Annotated in this window: 15 protein-coding genes and 2 tRNA genes; 14 read left to right on the top strand and 3 right to left on the bottom strand. The window is 72.5% G+C overall.

All coding sequences use genetic code 11. The annotated features are described in order from the left end of the window. Nucleotides 1-114: 114 nt before the first annotated feature. The 4 genes from ACIQU4_RS29170 to ACIQU4_RS29155 all read left to right on the top strand — a co-directional run bounded on the left by ACIQU4_RS29170 (nt 115) and on the right by ACIQU4_RS29155 (nt 4,003). Entirely contained in the window at nt 115-1,656 is a 1,542-nt protein-coding gene (locus tag ACIQU4_RS29170) for an alkaline phosphatase family protein (protein WP_403736780.1), read from the top strand. Between the two features lie 140 nt (nt 1,657-1,796). Next, nucleotides 1,797-2,576 (top strand): HAD-IIA family hydrolase, encoded by a 780-nt coding sequence (locus ACIQU4_RS29165; protein WP_030866406.1) that lies wholly within the window; start codon nt 1,797-1,799, stop codon nt 2,574-2,576. 79 nt (nt 2,577-2,655) lie between these two features. Beyond that, the gene (locus ACIQU4_RS29160) at nt 2,656-3,318 is read left to right on the top strand and encodes a hypothetical protein (RefSeq protein ID WP_403736777.1); all 663 of its coding nucleotides are present in this window, start codon (nt 2,656-2,658) and stop codon (nt 3,316-3,318) included. 10 nt (nt 3,319-3,328) lie between these two features. Beyond that, complete coding sequence (locus ACIQU4_RS29155) at nt 3,329-4,003, top strand: class F sortase (RefSeq protein ID WP_403736775.1); 675 nt, start codon at nt 3,329-3,331, stop codon at nt 4,001-4,003. A 58-nt stretch (nt 4,004-4,061) separates the two neighbouring features. Here ACIQU4_RS29155 and ACIQU4_RS29150 read toward each other — a convergent pair. Then, nucleotides 4,062-4,135 (bottom strand) — tRNA-Lys (locus tag ACIQU4_RS29150). 249 nt (nt 4,136-4,384) lie between these two features. On the opposite strand from ACIQU4_RS29150, the gene ACIQU4_RS29145 reads away from it, so the two are divergent. From ACIQU4_RS29145 to ACIQU4_RS29125, 5 genes are all read left to right on the top strand, one after another. Continuing rightward, nucleotides 4,385-5,791 carry a peptidoglycan-binding protein gene (locus ACIQU4_RS29145; RefSeq protein WP_403737117.1) on the top strand — a complete coding sequence of 469 codons (1,407 nt, stop codon included), beginning with the start codon at nt 4,385-4,387 and terminating at the stop codon, nt 5,789-5,791. 11 nt (nt 5,792-5,802) lie between these two features. Further along, the gene (locus tag ACIQU4_RS29140; RefSeq protein ID WP_403736773.1) at nt 5,803-8,580 is read left to right on the top strand and encodes an SPFH domain-containing protein; all 2,778 of its coding nucleotides are present in this window, start codon (nt 5,803-5,805) and stop codon (nt 8,578-8,580) included. Between the two features lie 180 nt (nt 8,581-8,760). Further along, complete coding sequence (locus ACIQU4_RS29135) at nt 8,761-9,366, top strand: lytic polysaccharide monooxygenase (protein WP_403737115.1); 606 nt, start codon at nt 8,761-8,763, stop codon at nt 9,364-9,366. A 26-nt stretch (nt 9,367-9,392) separates the two neighbouring features. Then, nucleotides 9,393-11,078, top strand: a complete 1,686-nt coding sequence (locus ACIQU4_RS29130) for an AMP-binding protein (protein ID WP_403736770.1) — start codon at nt 9,393-9,395, stop codon at nt 11,076-11,078. A 72-nt stretch (nt 11,079-11,150) separates the two neighbouring features. Then, nucleotides 11,151-11,224: transfer RNA gene (locus ACIQU4_RS29125), tRNA-Lys, on the top strand. Nucleotides 11,225-11,298: 74 nt separating this feature from the next. On the opposite strand, the gene ACIQU4_RS29120 is transcribed toward ACIQU4_RS29125, so the two are convergent. Then, a complete protein-coding gene (locus tag ACIQU4_RS29120) occupies nt 11,299-12,057 on the bottom strand; it encodes an IclR family transcriptional regulator (protein ID WP_403736767.1) in 759 nt (252 codons plus the stop codon). Between the two features lie 294 nt (nt 12,058-12,351). On the opposite strand from ACIQU4_RS29120, the gene ACIQU4_RS29115 reads away from it, so the two are divergent. From ACIQU4_RS29115 to ACIQU4_RS29095, 5 genes are all read left to right on the top strand, one after another. Further along, nucleotides 12,352-12,765 (top strand): hypothetical protein, encoded by a 414-nt coding sequence (locus ACIQU4_RS29115; protein ID WP_403736765.1) that lies wholly within the window; start codon nt 12,352-12,354, stop codon nt 12,763-12,765. A gap of 175 nt (nt 12,766-12,940) precedes the next feature. Then, nucleotides 12,941-14,053 (top strand): LLM class flavin-dependent oxidoreductase, encoded by a 1,113-nt coding sequence (locus ACIQU4_RS29110; RefSeq protein ID WP_403736762.1) that lies wholly within the window; start codon nt 12,941-12,943, stop codon nt 14,051-14,053. A 254-nt stretch (nt 14,054-14,307) separates the two neighbouring features. Then, nucleotides 14,308-16,005, top strand: coding sequence for a glycosyl hydrolase family 18 protein (locus tag ACIQU4_RS29105; protein WP_403736760.1), 1,698 nt, complete (start codon nt 14,308-14,310; stop codon nt 16,003-16,005). 167 nt (nt 16,006-16,172) lie between these two features. Continuing rightward, the gene (locus tag ACIQU4_RS29100) at nt 16,173-17,021 is read left to right on the top strand and encodes a Scr1 family TA system antitoxin-like transcriptional regulator (protein WP_403736757.1); all 849 of its coding nucleotides are present in this window, start codon (nt 16,173-16,175) and stop codon (nt 17,019-17,021) included. Beyond that, complete coding sequence (locus tag ACIQU4_RS29095; protein WP_403736754.1) at nt 16,981-17,241, top strand: DUF397 domain-containing protein; 261 nt, start codon at nt 16,981-16,983, stop codon at nt 17,239-17,241. Before ACIQU4_RS29100 ends, ACIQU4_RS29095 begins: the two co-directional genes overlap by 41 nt. Before the next feature lie 112 nt (nt 17,242-17,353). Here ACIQU4_RS29095 and ACIQU4_RS29090 read toward each other — a convergent pair whose 3' ends face one another. Next, nucleotides 17,354-19,099 carry a putative bifunctional diguanylate cyclase/phosphodiesterase gene (locus tag ACIQU4_RS29090; RefSeq protein ID WP_403736751.1) on the bottom strand — a complete coding sequence of 582 codons (1,746 nt, stop codon included), beginning with the start codon at nt 19,097-19,099 and terminating at the stop codon, nt 17,354-17,356. Between the last annotated feature and the right edge of the window lie 45 nt (nt 19,100-19,144).

The raw sequence follows: 19,144 nt of genomic DNA, 5'->3' as shown, positions 1-19,144 counted from the left end.
GACCGAAGATCGTGCCTTCGGTCCGGACCCCGCGCATGTCCGCACGCATCTGTGCCCCCACGTCCGCACGCAAGTCCACCCGCGCCTTCCCCACGATTACTCCCGGAGGAGTACGTGCCCACTGTCCTGTCAGGACGCGCCCTCGCCGTGACCGCCACCGCCACGGCCCTGCTCGCCACCGCCCTCGGCGCGCACACCGCCACCGCCGAGACCGCCGCCACCGCCGCCACCACCGACAAGGTCCTCGTCATCGGCATCGACGGCACGGTCCTGGACCGCGTCAAGGCCGCCAACGCCCCCAACCTGCAGGGCCTGATGGCCCAGGGCCTCACCGCGAAGAGCACCCTCTACGCGAACCCGATGGCCGCCACCTCCTCCGGCCCCGGCTGGTCCACCATCGCCACCGGCGTCTGGCCCGACAAGCACGGCGTGAAGGACAACACCTTCACCGGCAAGAACTACACGGCCCACCCCGACTTCCTGACCCGCATCGAGAACGCCAAGCCGTCGCTCAACACGTACGCGGCCGCCGACTGGGAGCCCATCACCTCCACCGACGCGGGCGGCCCGGTCTTCTCCGCCAAGGTCGACAAGCGCCTCAGCCTCAAGGGCGACCGCGACGGCTACGGCACCGAGGACCCGAAGATCGCCGCCGCGGCCTCCGCCGAACTGCAGGGCCAGAACCCGGACGCCGCGTTCGTCTACTTCGGCCAGGTCGACGGCGCCGGGCATTCGTACGGCGCCGCCAGCCAGCAGTACCTCGACGCGATCGGCCGCGTCGACGTGATGGTCGGCCAGCTGCTCACCGCCGTGCAGAACCGCCCCACGTACGCCCAGGAGAACTGGAAGATCCTGGTCACCACCGACCACGGGCACACCGACGCGGGCGGCCACGGCGGCTCCACCATCCAGGAGCGCGGCACCTTCGTCATCGCCAAGGGAGCGGGCATCCCGGCCGGTTCGGTCCGCAGCGACGTCAAGCTCGTCGACGTGGCGGCCACCGCGATGACGCAGGTCGGGGTCGACCCCGGCCCGGCGATCGACGGCATAGCGCTGAACGCCCCCGACGACAACGACCCGTTCGACACCCTGCGGCCGAACCTCCAGGCCCGCGTGGACGAGACGGGCATCCCGGCGGGCGTGAAGGGCTTCACGCACACCCCGCCGGCCGGCTGGTCGATCGACAACTCCAAGATGGGCACCGGCGGTGTCACCGAGTGGGCCGGCTGGGCCTTCGCGACCGACGAGTTCTGGAGCCAGTCCCAGCGCGACCAGTGGCGCGAGCTGAACGTCCGCTCCCGTGACGTGTTCGCCGTCGCCGACTCCGACGAGTGGGACGACAAGTCCCACACCGGCTCCTACGACTCCACCCTCATCACCCCCAAGTGGGCCGTGACGGGCGGCGCCGCGGGTTCGTCCGCGAACCTGACCTTCCAGACCCACTACCACCACGAGGCCGGCCAGACCGCCCAGGTCCTGGTCTCCTACAACGGCGCTGCGCCCACGGTCGTCAAGAGCTACACCGCCGACGCGGTCGCCAAGGCGGAGTCCCTGACCCTCCAGGTCCCGGCCGGCGCCACCGACGTCCAGGTCCGCTTCCGCTACGCCGGCACCAACAACTGGTACTGGACCGTCGACAACGTCAAGCTCGGCTGATCCTCGGAACCGGGCAGGGGTCCGGGCTGTGGACGCCCTCGGCGTCCGCGGCCCGGCCCCGATAGGGTGGTAGAGACCACAGGCCACAGGTCGGCGGTCACAGGTCAGAGGTACGGCCACCGAGAGCGGAGAACAATCCAGTGGCAGAGCGCAAGCCGATCGAATCCTGGCTCACCGACATGGACGGGGTCCTGATCCACGAAGGCACCCCGATCCCCGGCGCCGATGCCTTCATCAAGCGGCTGCGCGAATCCGGCAAGCCCTTCCTGGTCCTGACGAACAACTCCATCTACACCCCGCGCGACCTCCAGGCCCGCCTCTCCCGCATGGGCCTCCACGTCCCCGTCGAGAACATCTGGACCTCGGCGCTCGCCACCGCCAAGTTCCTCGACGACCAGCGCCCGGGCGGCACCGCGTACGTCATCGGCGAGGCCGGACTGACCACCGCCCTGCACGACATCGGCTACATCCTGACCGACCACGAGCCCGACTACGTGGTCCTCGGCGAGACCCGCACGTACAGCTTCGAGGCGATGACGAAGGCGGTCCGCCTGATCAACGCGGGCGCCCGCTTCATCTGCACCAACCCCGACGAGACCGGCCCCTCCACCGAGGGCCCGCTGCCCGCCACCGGCGCCGTCGCCGCGCTGATCACCAAGGCCACCGGCAAGCAGCCGTACTTCGCCGGCAAGCCCAACCCGCTGATGATGCGGACCGGCCTGAACGCCATCGGCGCGCACTCCGAGAGCAGCGCGATGATCGGCGACCGGATGGACACCGACGTCCTGGCCGGGCTGGAGGCCGGGATGCAGACCTTCCTCGTGCTGACCGGACTGACCTCCGCCGCGGACACCGAGAAGTTCCCGTACCGGCCGACCAAGACCGTCGACTCGATCGCCGACCTGGTCGATCTCGTCTGATCCGAACGGGTCAAGCGCGCGGCGCTCCGGATGCGGAGTGGTGCGCCGCGCGTGAATCTCCTTGTTGAGGAGGTTCACCATGCGCAGTGCTCTGTTCGCTCTCCGTGTCACCGGGGTGGCCGTCGCCCTGACGGCGCTCACCGCCGTGTCCTCGCCCACCGCCCTGGCGGCCGGCGAGGAGAAAAGCGGCAGCGTCTCGGTCGATCCGCGCCAGGCCGAACCGGGGGCGCAGGTCAAGCTGCGCGTCCACGGTTGTGAGGACAAATGGGCGACCGCCAAGTCCGCCGCGTTCGTGTCGGAGGTCCACCTGTCCTCCGGCCGCGAGGGGGACAAGTCGCTCTCGGGTGACGCGATGATCAGCTCGCAGGCACAGCCCGGCCTGCACGACATCAAGGTGAAGTGCGACGGGGGCGAGGACCGCCTGCGCGGCACCGTCGAGGTGCTCCGCCGCCGCGATGACCGCGAAAAGGACCGGGACCGCGACCGGCCGAACCCCCACCAGACGCCCGTCTGGCCCGTCCACGCGGGCGGCGGCGGGATGTCCGCCGAGCTCGCGGCGACGGACCGGGCGGTGCGGGCGGCCGAGGCGGCGCAGGACCAGGCCGCGGCGGCGAGGAAGAACCACGGCGGCGAGGGCCCCGGCCTCCCGCACACCGTGGTCGGCGCCGTGCTGGCCGCCGCGGCCACGCTGGCCGTCGCGTTCCGGGCGCTGACCCTGCGCCGGCGCCGCAGCGGCGAGTGAGGGCACGCCGGTGACGGGCTCGGGGGAGCCGAGGTCCTCCGGCGGCGGGCGGCTGCTGACCTTCGCCGCGTGGTCCGTGCTGGTGCTCGGTCTGTGGCTGTGGGGCCGGGAGATCACCGGCGTCCCGCCGAGCCCGTCGTCCGCACCGGCCGGCGGGTCGGCGCTCCCGGTCCCGGGGCTGCCCGCGGCGCACACCCCGCTGGCGGCGTCCCTCCCCGCGCGGGTCGACGTACCGTCGATGGGCATCCAGGCGCCGGTGATCTCCCGGGGCCTCGACGCCCAGGGCGCGATCGAGCCGCCGCCGTACGACCGTCCCGGCACGGTCGGCTGGTGGGGCGGCGGGACCAAGCCGGGCGAGGCCGGGGCCGCGCTGCTGGTCGGGCACGTGGACACGGCGTCGAAGCCGGCGGTGTTCTACGGCCTGAGCACGGCGCGGACGGGCGACACGGTGCGGGTGGTCCGGGCGGACGGTTCGGTCGCCGAGTTCACGATCGAGGACGTACGGGTCTACGAGCGGGCGCGCTTCGACGCGCACCGGGCGTACGGCTCGCGGATCAAGGGCCGGGCGGAGCTGCGCCTGGTGACCTGCGGGGGCACGTACGACAAGGCGGCCAAGGAGTACACGGCGAACGTGGTCGTATCGGCCTACCTGACGGGAGGGGTCCGGCCCGGCGCCGCGGCGTGAGAGGACATGACGAAGAAGCCCCCCGCAGCTTTCGCTGCGGGGGGCTTCTTCTCGTCTGTGCGCCGCCAGGGACTCGAACCCCGGACCCGCTGATTAAGAGTCAGCTGCTCTAACCAACTGAGCTAGCGGCGCCTGCTGACAGAGAAAACTCTACCCCACCTCCAGTGGTGCTCGTGACCAGCCGCGCCCACCTTGTCCGATTAACCCATGTTTGAGGGGTTTATCGTGCACGATATGTCTGGGCCGAGCCGAATCTGATGCCCCGACAGATGTGGGGCCCGCCTGACCAGCGACGAGCAGGGGAGTGGACGGAACCGCATGACGATCCAGCCTCCGATGCATGTGCAGATGCCTGCGCCGATGGAGCCGGCAGCGATGCCGATGCCGGTGCCCGCTTTCGAGGAGTACGAGCCCGCAGGCGACTGCGTCTGCCTGGGCTGCGCGCAGCGCCGCCGTGCCCTCGCCCGCGCGCGGGCCATACCGCTCCGGGACGGCGGCCACCCGGCCGCGCGCGGCGCCCGCCGGGCGTTGGTGCTCGCCACCGCGGCGGGCGTGGTCCTCGGCGGTGGCGGCTCGGCGGCCCTGGCGGCGGCCACCCCGGTCCCCGGCCCGGGGCCGGTCTCCCTCGACACCCCCGGATCCCCGCAGGGCGGCCGGTCCCCGCTGCACGGACGCCCGGCCCCGGCGAAGCCGGCGGGTGCGCCGGGTGCGCCGTCGGCCATCAAGCGGACCGACCGGACGTCGATCATCACGCGGGCGAAGCTGTGGCTGGACGCGAAGGTCCCGTACAGCATGTCCACGTACTGGTCGGACGGCTACCGGCAGGACTGCTCCGGCTACGTCTCGATGGCCTGGAACCTTGGTACGAACGAGTGGACCGGCAGCCTCGACAAATTCGCCACCAAGATCACGAAGGAGGAGCTGCTGCCGGGGGACATGCTGCTCTTCCACAACCCCTCGGACCCGACCAACGGCTCGCACGTGGTGCTCTTCGGGGGATGGGTCGACGAGACGCGCACGCACTACGTCGCGTACGAGCAGACCCGCCCGAACACGCGCACGGGGGCCACGCCGTTCGGCTACTGGAACAACGCGACGAAGTACGTCCCGTACCGGTTCAACGGGGTGACGGGCGGCCTCGCCGAGGACCCGGCGTCGACGGACCCGAAGCCGGCGGTCCCGACGGTCTTCCCCGGCGCCACGCAGTTCGGTCCGGGCGCGAACAACGAGTACGTCGCCCAGCTGGCCCGGATGCTGATCGAGCGGGGCGGGCGGCGCTTCTACCCGAAGGGCGCGAGCACGGCGTGGAGCGACGCCGACCGGCTGGCCACGCAGGCCTTCCAGAGCGCGCAGGGCTGGACGGGCACGGACGCCGACGGCATCCCGGGCGCGCACACCTGGCAACTGCTGGTGGAGCACAAGGGCAAGGACATCCGCCCCACGGTGGAAGGCGCCCCGGGCTCTCCCCCCAGACCGGGGCAGGCCGGTGCACCGGGCGCTGCCGGGGTGCCGGGCAGTCCGGCCGGGGTGCCGGGCATCCCGGCCGGACCGCCGGGCTATCCGGGGCTGTCGGTGTTCCGCCCCGGGTCCTCGAACCCGCTGATCACCGCCCTTGGCCGCCAGCTGGTGAAGAAGGGCTTCGGCAAGAACTACACGTCCGGCCCGGGGCCCCGCTGGAGCGAGGCAGACCGTCGCAGTGTCGAGGCCTTCCAGCGCGCCCAGGGCTGGCGCGGAGCCGCGGCCGACGGCTACCCGGGCCCGGAAACCTGGCGCCGGCTGTTCGCATGACGGAGGCAACGATGTACCCCACGCGCACCACCTCGACGACGGGCACCTTCCGTGTACCGCCCGCGCCCCCGCAGGCCCCGACGGTACGAGTCACGGGCGACGCCCCGGCCCTCCGCCGGCACCCGGCACCGCAGGTGGCCCAGCCGGCTCCGGAACCGCTGTCTTCGGCCGAGGCCGCCGCCGGCCCCCTCCCGCAGGCGGCCCAGTGGGGGCCGGAGGCCGAGCCGATCGCTGCCGCGGCCGTGATCCCGGCCCCGTACGCGGCCCAGCCCGGGCCGGAGGCCGGCCCCTCGGCCGGGGCCCGGATCGGGCCCGAGGCGGCGCCTCCGGCGGTGGCTGCCGCGGCCGCGATCCCGGGTGCGTACCCGGCCCGGCCGGGTGCGGAGCCGGTGGCCGCGGCACTGATCCCGGCCCCGTTCGGGGCTCCTGCCGACGCTGCCGCAGCCATGGACCGGCTCGCGCACGCGGCCCGGTCCGGTTCGGAGTTCGAGGCTCCCGCCGGGGCCGCCGCTCCGGCGGCGAGCGGGGCTCAGGTCCGTTCCGAGTCCGGGCTTCCGGCGGAGCGGGCCCTCGGCGCGGTGGCGGCCGCAGTTCCCGGCGGGGACGCTGTGGATCCGGCAGGGCCGGCCTGGGTCGCCGGGGTCCCCGTCAGGATGGTGGCCGGGCCGATCGGGGTTGCCCTCCCGCACGGGCGGCCGGCTGCGGACAGCGCCGTGAGCGAGGTCCCGGCGGCCCGGATCCGGTTCGAGCCCGAGCCGGTGCACGCGCTGGCCGGGGCCGGAGACCGCGCCGAGTACGGCCAGGAGCCCGATCCGCCGGTCTCCGTACCGGCCCCGGCGGCGCACTCGGGGGTGTCCACCCTGCGCCTGCGGGGCTTCGACGGCCCCGCCGAACCCCCGCCCCCGCACGCCCAGCTCTGGCCCCCGGCCGGCCCCGGGGCGCAGCCGCTGCCGGGCCACCCCGCGGACCGGTACGGCACGCCCACCGCCCAGCACGCCGGGACCGGTACGGGGACCGGGCCTGCGGCGCAGCCGCTGCCGGACGGTTCCGCCCTCGTGCGCGCCGAGGCCGCCCCCGAGCCTGCGGCGCAGCCGGGGCCCATGGCCGCGCACGCCCAGCTCTGGCCCCCGGCCGGCCCCGGGGCGCAGCCGCTGCCGGGCCACCCCGCGCACGCCCGGGCCTTGCCGCCCGGCGGGCCCGGGGCGGACGGTTCCGCGCCCACGCAGGGCGCTCCCTGGCCGCTCGCCGTCCTGCAGGGCGAAGCCCGGACCGCGCCCCCGGCACCGCTCGGTCAGGTCTGGCCGGCCGCCGTCCCGCAGGGCGAAGCCGGGCAGCGGGCCCCGCACCCGCACACCGAGGCGGAGTCCGGCAGTCGGGCGGGGCACGGCGAGAGCGGGTCCGAGCCCGCGGCGCAAGACCCGTACGTTGCGAAGCCGCACGCCGAGGTCGGCGCGGAGCCTTCGGCCCGGGCCGGGCGCCGGGTTCCGCTCGGCCACGTTTGGCCGCCCGCCCGTCCCGAGGCGGAGCAGGGGGCGGACGCTCCTGAGACCCGGCACGCAGAGCCGTGGCCGTCCGCCGGTCCGCAGGGCGAAGCCGGGCCCCGGGTCCCGGAGCCGCACATCGCGGACGATGCCGAGGCCGGGCGCGTGCCCGGGCCTGCCGTGGGGGACATCGTCGCGCGGGCCGTGGCGCGGGGAATGGCGGAGGGGGACACGGAGGATCTGCCGCGGTTCGGGGCCGCGCGCGGGGCCGCCGTCACCGAGGTGCCCGTGCACCTGCCGTTCCCCGCGGAGTCCCGCCCGGTCGGGGCCCCGGCCCCGGCGCCCGCCCGGGAACCGGCCCCCGCCGGGCCGCCCCGCGCGGCGCGGCCCGCGCCCGGGCGGCGGGTGCCGCGCGGGGACGAGCGGCTGCGGGAGCACCGAGGGCCCGTACTGCCCGGCTGGGTCGGCGTCGGCGTCGGTGGGCTCGCCCTCACCGGATGCCTGGCGGTGCTCTGGCGGGCCGGGGCCGTCCCCGCCGCCTTCGTGGCGGCCTTCGGCGCGACCCCCCGCGCCTACCAGGGGCTCCGCGCCACGCACTGGCCCCCGCTCGCCTTCCTCGGCATCGTCGCGCTGCTCGCGATCGGCGGACTCGGCCGCGCCAAGGCCGGCCACGCCTGGGTGCTCACCCTCTTCGGCCGCTACCGCGGCACGGTCCGCCGTACCGGCCTCACCTGGGTCAGCCCCCTCCTGCTGCGCCGCCGCGTCGACGTCCGGCTGCGGCACTGGCGCAGCGAGCCCATGCCCGCCGTGGACTCCGGCGGTCTGGCCCTGCGGGTCGTCGTCCAGGTCGTCTGGCAGGTCAAGGACACGGCCCGGGCCACCCTCGCCGTCGAGGACCACACCGAGTACCTCGCCGAGCAGGTCGAATCGGCCATGGCCCGGGTCCTGTCCCAGCTGCCCGCCGACGCCTTCCACGAGGACGCCCCGACGCTGCGCGACTCCGAGGCCGTCGGCGACGCGCTGACCCGGATGCTGGCGACCGAGACCGAGGCGGTCGGGATCGAGGTGTACTCGGCCCAGCCGACCCGGATCGAGTACGCCCCGGAGGTCGCCGAGGCCATGCGCCGGCGCCGGGTCGCGGCGATCGACGCCAAGCACCGGGACATGGTGCTGACCTCGGTCGTGGACGCGGTCGACGACACCGTCCACCGGCTGACCTCGCGCGGGCTCGTCGAACTCGACGACTACGAGCGCAAGGCCCTCGTGAAGGACCTCACCGTCGCCTTCTACACGGGGCGTCCCGAGTAACGGTCGCAGCTGACGAAGAACGGGTGGCCGGAATCTGCCGGACCACCCGTTCTTCCATTGGTCTGGACATGGCCAACTCCCGTCAATAGCCTGGTACTTGGTCTAGACCTAAATCCCGCGTATGCGCACGCTCTCATCGGACTCCCCCCACGTTCAAGGAGCATCATGCGTCCCATCCGCATGCCCGTTCACCTGCCCGGACGAGCCGGCGCCGCCACGCTCGGCCTCGGCGTCATCGCCGGCCTGGCGCTGCTCACCGCCCCCACCGCGAGCAGCCACGGCTACACGGACACCCCCATCAGCCGCCAGAAGCTCTGCGCCAACAAGACCGTCTCCGACTGCGGCCCGATCCAGTGGGAGCCGCAGAGCGTCGAGGGTTACAAGGGCTTCCCCGCCGCCGGTCCGGCCGACGGCCAGATATGTTCCGGCGGGCACAGCGAGTTCGCGCAGCTCGACGACCCGCGCGGCGGCACCTGGCCCACCACCAAGGTGACCAGCGGGCAGAGCTACGGCTTCCGGTGGCAGTTCACCGCCAACCACTCCACCACCGACTTCAAGTACTACGTCACCAAGAACGGCTGGGACCCCACCAAGCCCCTGACCCGCGCCTCCCTCGAATCCCAGCCCTTCCTCACCGTCGCCTACAACGGCGCCCGGCCCGACATGACCACGGTCCACCAGGGCACCATGCCGGGCGGAAAGACCGGCCGGCACATGATCCTGGCCGTCTGGACGGTCAACGACACCGCCATGGCCTTCTACTCCTGCTCCGACGTTCAGTTCTGACGGTACGTCAGCTACCCTCCGGCGGCATGCGGACGACATCCGGAACAGTCGCGGAGCTCATAGCGCGCCAATGGGGCGACCATCGGCCGGGGCTGATGTACGGCGGCAGCACGCACACCGCCGTCCTCAGCCGCCACCGGACCGCCCAGGAGGCCGCCGCGCGCGCCGCGCTGCTCGTCGACCTCCTGCCGGCGGACCAGGGCGCCGAACCGCACATCGGGGTCCTGCTCGACAACACCCCCGAGTTCCCGTTCTGGCTCGGCGCGGCGGCCCTCGCCGGGGCCGCCGTCGCCGGGATCAACCCCACCCGGCGCGGTCCCGAGCTGGCGCGCGACATCCTGCACACCGACTGCCGGATCCTGGTCACCGAGCGCGCCCACCTGCCGCTGCTGCGCGGGCTCGACCTGCCGGGCGTACGGATCCTCGTGACCGACTCCGAGGAGTACGCCGCCCTGCTCGCCCCGTACGCGGCCGCGAAGCCGGGCGAGGCGGTGCTCGCCGCCCCCGCCCCCGCCTCCCGTTTCCTCCTCTACTTCACCTCCGGCTCCACCGGCGCCCCCAAGGCCGCCCTGTGCAGCCAGGGCCGGCTGGCCGCCGCCGCGGACTCGCTGGTCCGCCAGTTCTCGGTCACCGCCGACGACGTCCACTACGTCTGCATGCCGCTCTTCCACGGCAACGCGGTCATCGCCGACTGGCTGCCCGCCCTCGCCGGGGGCGCGTCCGTGGCGCTGCGCCCCCGCTTCTCCGCCTCCGCGTTCCTGGCCGACGTCCGCGCGTACGGGGCGACGTACTTCACCTACGTCGGCCGGGCCGTGCAGTACCTGCTGGCCACCGAGCCCCGCCCCGACGACCGCGACCACTGCCTGCGCCTCGGCTTCGGCACCGAGGCCGGCGCCGTGGACGCGGCCCGCTTCGCCGAGCGGTTCGGGGTCCGGCTGGTGGAGGGGTACGGGGCCACCGAGGGCGGCGCCTCCGTCCAGAGCACCCCGGGCACCCCGCCGGGCGCCCTGGGCCGGGCCGGGGCCGGCGACGACCTGGCGGTGATCGATCCGGAGACGGGTACGGAGTGCCCGCCCGCCGTCCTGGACGGGCGGGGCCGCCTCCTCAACGGCTCGGCGGCGATCGGCGAGCTGGTCAACCGCGGCCGAAGCCTGTTCGAGGGCTACTGGCGCAACCCCGAGGCGCAGGCCGCGCGGTCCCGTGACGGCTGGTACTGGACGGGCGACCTCTTCTTCCGCGACGCGGACGGCTTCCTCTACTTCGCGGGCCGTACGGACGACCGGCTGCGCGTCGACAGCGAGAACCTCGCCGCGGCGGTGATCGAGAACATCCTGGCGCGCTGGTCCCCGGCGGCCGCGGTCGCCGTCTACGCGGTGCCGGACGAGGTGGCCGGCGACCAGGTGATGGCGGCGGTCGCCCTGGAGGAGGGGGAGCGGTTCTCGCCGGAGGCCTTCTCCGCGTTCCTGGCCGCCCAGCCGGACCTGGGCACGAAGATGTCCCCGCGCTACGTCCGGATCGTTCGGTCCATGCCGACGACGGCGACCAACAAGATCCACCGGGCCGCCCTGCGCCGCTCCGGCTTCCGCTGCCCGGACCCGGTCTGGTGGTCCCCGCCGGGCGGCTCCGGCTACCGCCTCCTGGCTCCGGAGGACCTCGCCGGGCTGCTGGCGGCGTACGCGGCGCACGGGCGGGGCGAGCTCCTGGAGCGCTGATCGGCGATCGGCGGCGCCGCCGGGTATTGGTTTTGAGCACCCCTGAGGAGCAGGTAGTATTTTCTCTGTCAGGCGCCGCTAGCTCAGTTGGTTAGAGCAGCTGACTCTTAATCAGCGGGTCCGGGGTTCGAGTCCCTGGCGGCGCACCTGTACTTCGGGCGGTTTCCGGTTCACCGGGAACCGCCCGAAGTGTTTTCCGGGCTTCCCCGCCCACCGCACCTCAGAGCGTGAGCGACAGCAGCAGGGGAGCGGCCTTCCGGTTCAGCGCGTCCGCCGCGGCCCGCAGCCGGTGCGCGTGCTCGACCGGCATCGACAGGGCCAGGCAGCCCACCGAGGCCCCGGCCGTGATCGGTACCGCGGCGCAGACGGTGCCCACCGCGTACTCCTGCAGGTCCAGCACCGGAACCGTGGCCGGCTGGGCGTCCAGCTTGGAGAAGAGGATCCGCTCGTTCACGATCGTCTTCGACGTGAGCCGGGCGATCTTGTGCCGCGAGAGGTGGTCGCGCCGCCCGTTCTGGTCGAGCTGCGTCAGCAGGCACTTGCCGACCGCGCTGGCGTGCGCCGCGGAGCGGAAGTCGACCCACTCGTGCACCTTCGGGGTGCGCGGGCTGTCCGCGAACTGCGTGATCTTCACTTCGCCGTCCACGTACCGGCTGATGTAGACCGCCGCGCCCACCGAGTCCCGGAGCCGGTCCAGGGTGTCCTGGAGCTTGTTCTGGAGGGCCTGCTGCCGGTCTATGCCGGAGCCGAGCAGCACCAGCGAGTCGCCTATGGCGTAGGCGCCGTCAGCCACCTGGAGCACGTACCCCTCGCGGCGCAGCATGAGGAGCATGGGGGCGAGATGGACCGCGGGCAGGCCGGTCTCACGCGCGATCTGTATATCGGTCACACCGCCGGTGTGGCGGGCGATCGTTTCGAGTACGCGCAGGGCGTACTGCACCGAGTGGAACGGCGCGGTCGGCTCGGGCTTCAGCGCCACGGTTTTCCCCCTAGCAGGTTGTTACCGCTTGCCCTACCACGATAGCCATCAAGAGGCCCACGTGGAGCGCCTGTTGATGAGATTGATGGCTCGATCACGTCCCCCTGCCTCCGTCTATCCCGGCGGCATATGCCAACGTCATGCGCGGCGCCGGCCCGCTTGCTTCCTCCGGGCACTCGACCGCGCCGAGCGGGTGCCCGGGCCGCGGGTTCGTCCTCGATATCGCGGCGATATGCCCCCTTCCTAGCGTGGTGTCGCCAACGCGACACCACCACTACGAAGGGACGTTGCGCCATGCGCAAGTTCACGGCGGCCACCGCGGCCGCCGGCGCCGTACTGATGATCGGTGCCACCGCGAGCACCGCCAGCGCCGATGACGTATTCGATCCGAAGCCCTGGGACGCGAGCGTCGCCGGAGCGTACGGCTCCGGCACGATGACGACCGTCTGGAAGGACGGGATCGGCGGCACCGTGACGGCCACGGGCAAGCTGACCGTCACCGACCCCAAGGCCTGTTACACCATCTCCGTCGGCGCCGCGTACATGGGCAAGCCGCGAGGTCCCCAGGTGTGGCACAAGTCCCCGCAGAAGCAGTGCGGCCCCGGCACACTGGACATCACCGCGGTCCTCGGGCCCATGAACTACTGGGACGGCCCGTGGGTCACGATCTGCAAGGACGGCGACGAGTCCCGGGCGTGCAAGCGCTGACGCTCCGGCCGGACGATCCGACGCCGGCCCGTCCGGCCTGAGGAGCCGGGGCCCGGGTCCGTCCCGGGCCCTCGGTCCCCCGCTTCGGGAATGCCCGGCGGCCCTCCACGGTTCGAGTTCTTCGTACGGTGTCGTGCGGAAGTCGTGCGCGCGTGGAAGAGGAACGGGAGCGGCGATGAGTGACGGCGGGGACGTGCGGGGCCAGGAGTACGGAAACGGGATCCGCGGCGTGGCGCAGGGCCGGGCGGCCGTACCGCTCTCCGTCCTGGACCTGGTCACCGTGGGAGCCGGCAGCAGCGCCTACGACTCCCTGCGTACGAGCGTCGACATCGCCCGCCTCGCCGAGTCCCGCGGCTACCACCGCCACTGGGTCGCCGAGCACCACTCCATGCCCGGGGTGGCCAGCTCCTCCCCGGCGGTGATCCTGGCCCACCTCGCCGCCCATACCTCCCGCATCCGGCTCGGCTCGGGCGGGGTCATGCTGCCCAACCATGCGCCGCTCGCCGTCGCGGAGCAGTTCGGCACCCTGGAGGCGCTCGCCCCGGGCCGGATCGACCTCGGGCTCGGCCGCGCGCCCGGTACCGACGGCCGCACGGCCGCCGCCCTGCGCGGAAGCGGCCGCCTCGACGAGGCCGCCGAGGAGTTCCCCCGGCAGCTCGTGGAGCTCACCCGCTTCCTCGACGACGACTTCCCCGACGGGCACCCGTACGCCCGCGTCCACGCGGTGCCGGGTCCCGTGCAGGGTTCCGCCGGGAGGCCGCCGCTGTGGCTGCTCGGCTCCTCCGGGTTCAGCGCCCGCCTCGCCGCCGAGCTCGGCCTGCCCTTCGCGTACGCCCATCACTTCTCGGCGGCCGGCACCCTGCCCGCGCTGGACCTCTACCGGCAGACCTTCCGTCCCTCGGCCGTACTGGACGCCCCGTACGCCGCGATCGGGGTCTCGGCGCTCGCCGCCGACACCGACGGGCAGGCCCGCGCGCAGGTCCTCACGGGCGCGCTGTCGATGCTCCGGCTGCGCAGCGGGCGGCCCGGGCTGATCCCGACGCCCGAGGAGGCGGCGGCGTACGGGTTCTCCCCGCTGGAGCGGGAGTTCGTGGACGGCTGGCTCGCGAACGTCGTCCACGGCACGCCCGACGAGGTCCGCTCCGGCCTCGACGACCTGGCCAAGCGGACGGGCGCCGACGAGCTGATGCTGACCGCCAACGCCCACAGCGGGGCGGCCCGGTTGCGCTCCTACGAGCTCGTCGCAGATGTATACGGGATGCCGGTGGAGGCTCCGCGAGCTGACTGACCGCACGGAGCGCGGTTCGGCTGGTTTGTTGCCGGAACCTTGCGCGGAGATGGCCATAAGGCAGTCTTAAACCGCTCGTCACCCGGGGTGGCGGGCGGTTTTTCGCGTGCGTGCAGGGCTCTGACGAGGGGATTTACCCGGCGAGTGGTCTAGTCCTTCTTTGGTCCAAACCATTGACTCGGACCTCGGGAGATCGCTATCACTTCTCCCACCCGAACCTCTCGCTCCCCCCTCCCACCCCCCGGAGGCAGTTCATGCACATCCGTAAACCCCTCATCGCGGCCGCCGCCACGGCCGCGCTCGCAGCCGGAGCGCTGGCGGGCTTCGCGGGGCTCGGCACCGCACAGGCCGCAGACTCCGCCACCGCCGCGGGCGGCGGCAACGTCAAGATCGCTTACTACGACCAGTGGAGCGTGTACGGGAACGCCTTCTACCCCAAGCACCTCGACAGCCGCGGCATAGCGGGCAAGCTGGACGTCATCAACTACTCGTTCGGCAACATCCACCCCACCAACCTCACCTGTTTCGAGGCGAACAAGGCGGCGGGCGACGACAACAACGCGAGCGCCGGTGACGGCGCGGGCGACTCGTACGCCGACTACCAGAAGTCCTTCGGCGCGGCGGACAGCGTCAGCGGCGTCGCCGACAAGTGGGACCAGCCGATCGTCGGCGTCTTCAACCAGTTCAAGCAGCTCAAGGCCAAGTACCCGAACCTGAAGATCAATATTTCGATCGGCGGCTGGACGTACTCGAAGTACTTCAGCGACGCGGCCAAGACCGACGCCTCCCGCAAGAAGCTGGTTTCCTCCTGCATCGACCAGTACATCAAGGGCAACCTGCCGGTCGACGGCGGCTACGGCGGTCCGGGCGCGGCGGCCGGCATCTTCGACGGCATCGACATCGACTGGGAGTACCCCGGCTCCGCGGGCGGCCACCTGGGCAACCACTACGCCCCCGAGGACAAGCAGAACTTCACGCTCCTGCTCAAGGAGTTCCGCGAGCAGCTCGACGCCTACGGCGCGGCCAACGGCGGCAAGAAGTACCTGCTGACCGCGGCCCTCCCGGCCGGCCAGGACAAGATCAAGTACATCGAGACGGACAAGATCGGTTCGTACCTCGACTACGCGAACATCATGACGTACGACATGCACGGCGCCTGGGACGGCGACGGCCCGACGTACCACCAGTCCCCGCTGTACTCCCCGGCCGGCGACCCGACCGACCCGATCGCCCCGGGCACCGAGAAGTACAGCATCGACAACGCCATCGACTCCTGGATCGACGGCAAGCCGGCCTACGGCATCGCCGGCGGCTTCCCGGCCAACAAGCTGACGCTGGGCTACGAGTTCTACTACCGCGGCTGGAAGGGCGTCCCCGCCGGGGCGAACAACGGCCTCGCGCAGTCCGCGACCGGCCCCTCCGGCGCCCGGCCCACCAGCCAGCAGGCCGGCATCGCCAACTACAAGGAGCTCGGCGGGATCGTCGACAACCCGGCGACCACCTTCTGGGACGACCAGGCCAAGGCCTCGTACTTCTACAAGGACGGCGAGTTCTTCACCGGCCTGAACCAGAAGGCGATCCAGGCCCGGGTCGACTACGGCAAGCAGCGCGGCCTGGCCGGCGCGATGATGTACTCCCTGCTCGGCCTGGACGCCAACACCACGCTGCTGAACCAGATCTCGGACTCCCTCGGCGGCACCACGCAGCCCCCGACGACCCCGCCCACCACGCCTCCGACGACTCCGCCGACCACCCCGCCCACGACGCCGCCGACCACCCCGCCGACCACGGGCTGCGGCTCGACCCCGGCGTACGTCGCGGGCACGGTCTACACCGGCGGCAACGAGGTCTCCTACAACGGCCGCAAGTACAAGGCCCAGTGGTGGACGCAGAACGAGACCCCGGGCACCACGGGTGAGTGGGGTGTCTGGAAGGACCTCGGCGCCTGCTGATCTCCCCCCACCCCGCGCCGAGCGACACCCCGCCCCGCACCCGTATCCCGGGTGCGGGGCGGAGGTGTGTCACATGGTTGCCGGATTCCGGACATCGCTCCGTGTCGGTGTCGCTACGCTCGGCCACAGGTGAATCCGACCCGCGTCTTCATGGGGGTGACCGTCCCTTGGTCCAGGTCCGCGACCTCGATCCCAGCGCCTCGCCGCTGGACTACTACGGCTACGAACTGCGCCGCCTCCGGGAAGGGGCAGGGCTGAAACAGGCCCAGTTGGGCGACATCATCTACTGCACGGGCTCGCTGATCGGCCAGGTGGAGTGCACGAAGCGGGTACCGACCCGGGACTTCTCGGAGCGGCTGGATGCCGCCCTGGGCACGGACGGGCACTTCTCCCGCCTGGTGGGCCTGGTCCTGCGGAGCGTGTTGCCGACGTGGTTCCAGGCGTACGCGGAGATGGAGGCCCGGGCGGCCTTCATCTCCACGTTCCAGTGCCAGTTGGTGCATGGGCTCCTCCAGACGGAGGGCTACGCACGTGCCCTGCTCGGGGTCGATCGACCGGACCAAGTCGACGAGCTTCTGGCCGCCCGCATGGACAGGCAGCACATCCTGAAGCGTGAGCATCAGCCTGCCTTGTGGGTGGTGCTCACGGAGGCGGTGTTGCATCAGGAGGTCGGCGGCCATGACGTGATGCGGAAGCAGCTCGCTCATCTGCTGGGTTTCCTTGAACACCCATGGGTGCAGATCCAAGTGCTGCCCTTTTCAGCCGGACAACATACTGGAATGCTCGGGTCGTTCACCCTCCTCCGCTTCGACAGCGATCCAGAAGTGATTTATGAGGAGGGCTACGCGCAGGGGCACATGACGGCTAACCCGTCAGTGATCAAGGAACGTTCGTTCGGCTACGCTCGACTGCAAGCCGCAGCGCTCCCCCCGGAGCGCTCGGCCACGCTGATCGCTCGCGTAATGGAGGAACGCTATGGGAAGCAACCAGAACCTGGCGGGCGCGCTGTGGCGTAAGTCGTCCTACAGCGGAACAACCGGCGGCGAGTGCATCGAGTGCGCTCCCCTCGGTGCCATCGCCTGGCGCAAGGCCTCGTACAGCGGTAACACCGGCGGCGAGTGCGTCGAGGTGGCCGCCCAGCCCTGTCTCGTCCGCGTCCGGGACTCCAAGAATCCCGAAGGCCCCGCCTTCACCGTCGCCCCGGAGGCGTTCTCAGCCTTCGTGCGCAGCCTCTGAGGGTCCGGGCGGAGCCCTGGGGGCACCTCCCAGCGGTAGCTGGGGGAGAAACGGAGAAAGGGCGGGGCGGGGAGAAGCTCCGCGCAGCGGCCCCGGACCCCGCCCCGGCGCCCTACGCCCCGGGGCGGGTGCCGATCATCTCGGCGATCAGCTCCGGGGCCACCGCGCGCGAGTACAGCCAGCCCTGGCCCGTGTCGCAGCCGACGCGGCGCAGCCGGGCCGCCTGGCCCGCCGTCTCCACGCACTCCGCCGTCACCGTCAGCCCGAGCCGGTGCGCGAGCTGCACCAGGGCCTCGACGATGGTCTCGTCGGCCGGGTTCGGGTGGGTGCCCTCCTCGTAGCGGAAGCCCCGTACGAAGGAGCCGTCCAGCTTCAGCACGGACACCGGCAGCCGGCTCAGGTAGGCCAGGTTCGAGTACCCGGTGCCGAAGTCGTCGATGGCGATCCGCACCCCCATGTCGCTCAGCGCCTGGAGGGCCTGGAGCGGGCGGCCCGCGGAGCCCATCACCGCCGACTCGGTCAGCTCCAGCTGGAGCAGCTGCGGGGCCAGCCCGGTCTCGGCCAGGATCCCCGCGACGTCGCCGACGAGGTCGGAGTCCCACACCTGGCGGACCGCCACGTTGACGGAGACGAAGACCGGGGAGTCGCTGGGCCGTTCGATCTGCCAGCGCCGCGCCTGCCGGCAGGCGGTCCGCAGCACCCACCGCCCCAACTGGACGATGGAGCCGTCCTCTTCGGCGATCCCGATGAACCGATTCGGCGTCAGCGTGCCGAACTGGGGGTGATTCCAGCGGACCAGCGCCTCCACCCCGCGCACCGCCCCGCTCTCCAGGTCCACGAGCGGCTGGTACTCCAGAGCGAACTCGCCCCGCTCCACGGCCGGCCGCAGGGTCGAGGTCAGCGCCTGGCGGGTCATGCGGTGCGCGTTGCGCTCCGGGTCGAACAGCGTCCAGCGGGCCTTGCCGTCCGCCTTCGCCCAGTACAGGGTCGTGTCCGCGGCCTGCATCAGCCCGGTCGCCGAGGTCCCGGCCGCGGCCCGCTCCACCACGCCGATCGACGCCGAGACCGACAGCCGCTGCCCGGCCAGGTCGAACGGCTCCTGTACGGCGGCCAGTACGCTCCGGGCCAGGTCGGCGAGCTGCTCGGTGCCGGTGGAGTCCTCGACCAGCAGGGCGAACTCGTCGCCGCCCAGGCGGGCCACGAGGTGCCCGCCGGTGCGCCCGTACCCGGACTGGTCGGCGCACTGCGTCAGCCGGGCCGCGACGGCGGTCAGCAGCCGGTCGCCGACCCGGTGGCCCAGGGTGTCGTTGACGGCCTTGAACCCGTCGAGGTCGAGGTAGCACAGGCCGATCCGCCCTGTGCCGCCCTGCTCGTACGAGGAGGCCTCCAGGGCGGCGGAGAGCCGCTCGAAGAACAGCGCCCGGTTGGGCAGCCGGGTCACCGGATCGTGCATCTGGAGGTGGCGCAGCCGGGCCTGGAGGTCGCGGCGGTCGCTGATGTCGGCGACGGACAGCAGCACGTCCCGGGTGCCGGGCACGGGGCCGAGGGTGACCTCGGTCCACAGGGAGTGCCCGTCGGGGTGTTTGAGGCGGCGGGTGCAGCGCAGCCTGGCCTGCCGGCCGCGGAGCACCTCCTGGTACGCCTGCCAGGTGCGGGCCTCGGCGCCCAGGTCGACCAGGTCGGCCGCGTTCTGTTCGAGGAGCGAGTGCGGCTCGGTCCCGAGGAGCCCAGCCAGGGCCTCGTTGGCGGCGACGACGTGGCCGGAGCGGTCGACGACGGCCATCGCGAGGTGGGCCGCGTTGAAGGCGGCCCGGTAATCGCGCAGTTCGGACGCGGTGAAGCTCGGCGTCGTCGGCATGGCCGGCACTGCTTGGTGACGCTCCGTAATGGCCGATCGGGTGCT

The organism is Streptomyces sp. NPDC090741 (assembly GCF_044769045.1).
In the GTDB taxonomy this organism is placed as follows: Bacteria; Actinomycetota; Actinomycetes; order Streptomycetales; family Streptomycetaceae; genus Streptomyces.
This window is presented reverse-complemented; position numbering and strand designations above follow the sequence as displayed.

Bases quoted from the DNA above. Each gene is read 5' to 3' on its own strand.
- ACIQU4_RS29090 (WP_403736751.1), bottom strand. From the start codon at position 19,099: ATGCCGACGACGCCGAGCTTCACCGCGTCCGAACTGCGCGATTACCGG.
- ACIQU4_RS29115 (WP_403736765.1), top strand. From the start codon at position 12,352: ATGCGCAAGTTCACGGCGGCCACCGCGGCCGCCGGCGCCGTACTGATG.
- ACIQU4_RS29145 (WP_403737117.1), top strand. From the start codon at position 4,385: ATGCCGGTGCCCGCTTTCGAGGAGTACGAGCCCGCAGGCGACTGCGTC.
- ACIQU4_RS29130 (WP_403736770.1), top strand. From the start codon at position 9,393: ATGCGGACGACATCCGGAACAGTCGCGGAGCTCATAGCGCGCCAATGG.
- ACIQU4_RS29110 (WP_403736762.1), top strand. From the start codon at position 12,941: ATGAGTGACGGCGGGGACGTGCGGGGCCAGGAGTACGGAAACGGGATC.
- ACIQU4_RS29105 (WP_403736760.1), top strand. From the start codon at position 14,308: ATGCACATCCGTAAACCCCTCATCGCGGCCGCCGCCACGGCCGCGCTC.
- ACIQU4_RS29135 (WP_403737115.1), top strand. From the start codon at position 8,761: ATGCCCGTTCACCTGCCCGGACGAGCCGGCGCCGCCACGCTCGGCCTC.
- ACIQU4_RS29140 (WP_403736773.1), top strand. From the start codon at position 5,803: ATGTACCCCACGCGCACCACCTCGACGACGGGCACCTTCCGTGTACCG.
- ACIQU4_RS29095 (WP_403736754.1), top strand. From the start codon at position 16,981: ATGGGAAGCAACCAGAACCTGGCGGGCGCGCTGTGGCGTAAGTCGTCC.
- ACIQU4_RS29160 (WP_403736777.1), top strand. From the start codon at position 2,656: ATGCGCAGTGCTCTGTTCGCTCTCCGTGTCACCGGGGTGGCCGTCGCC.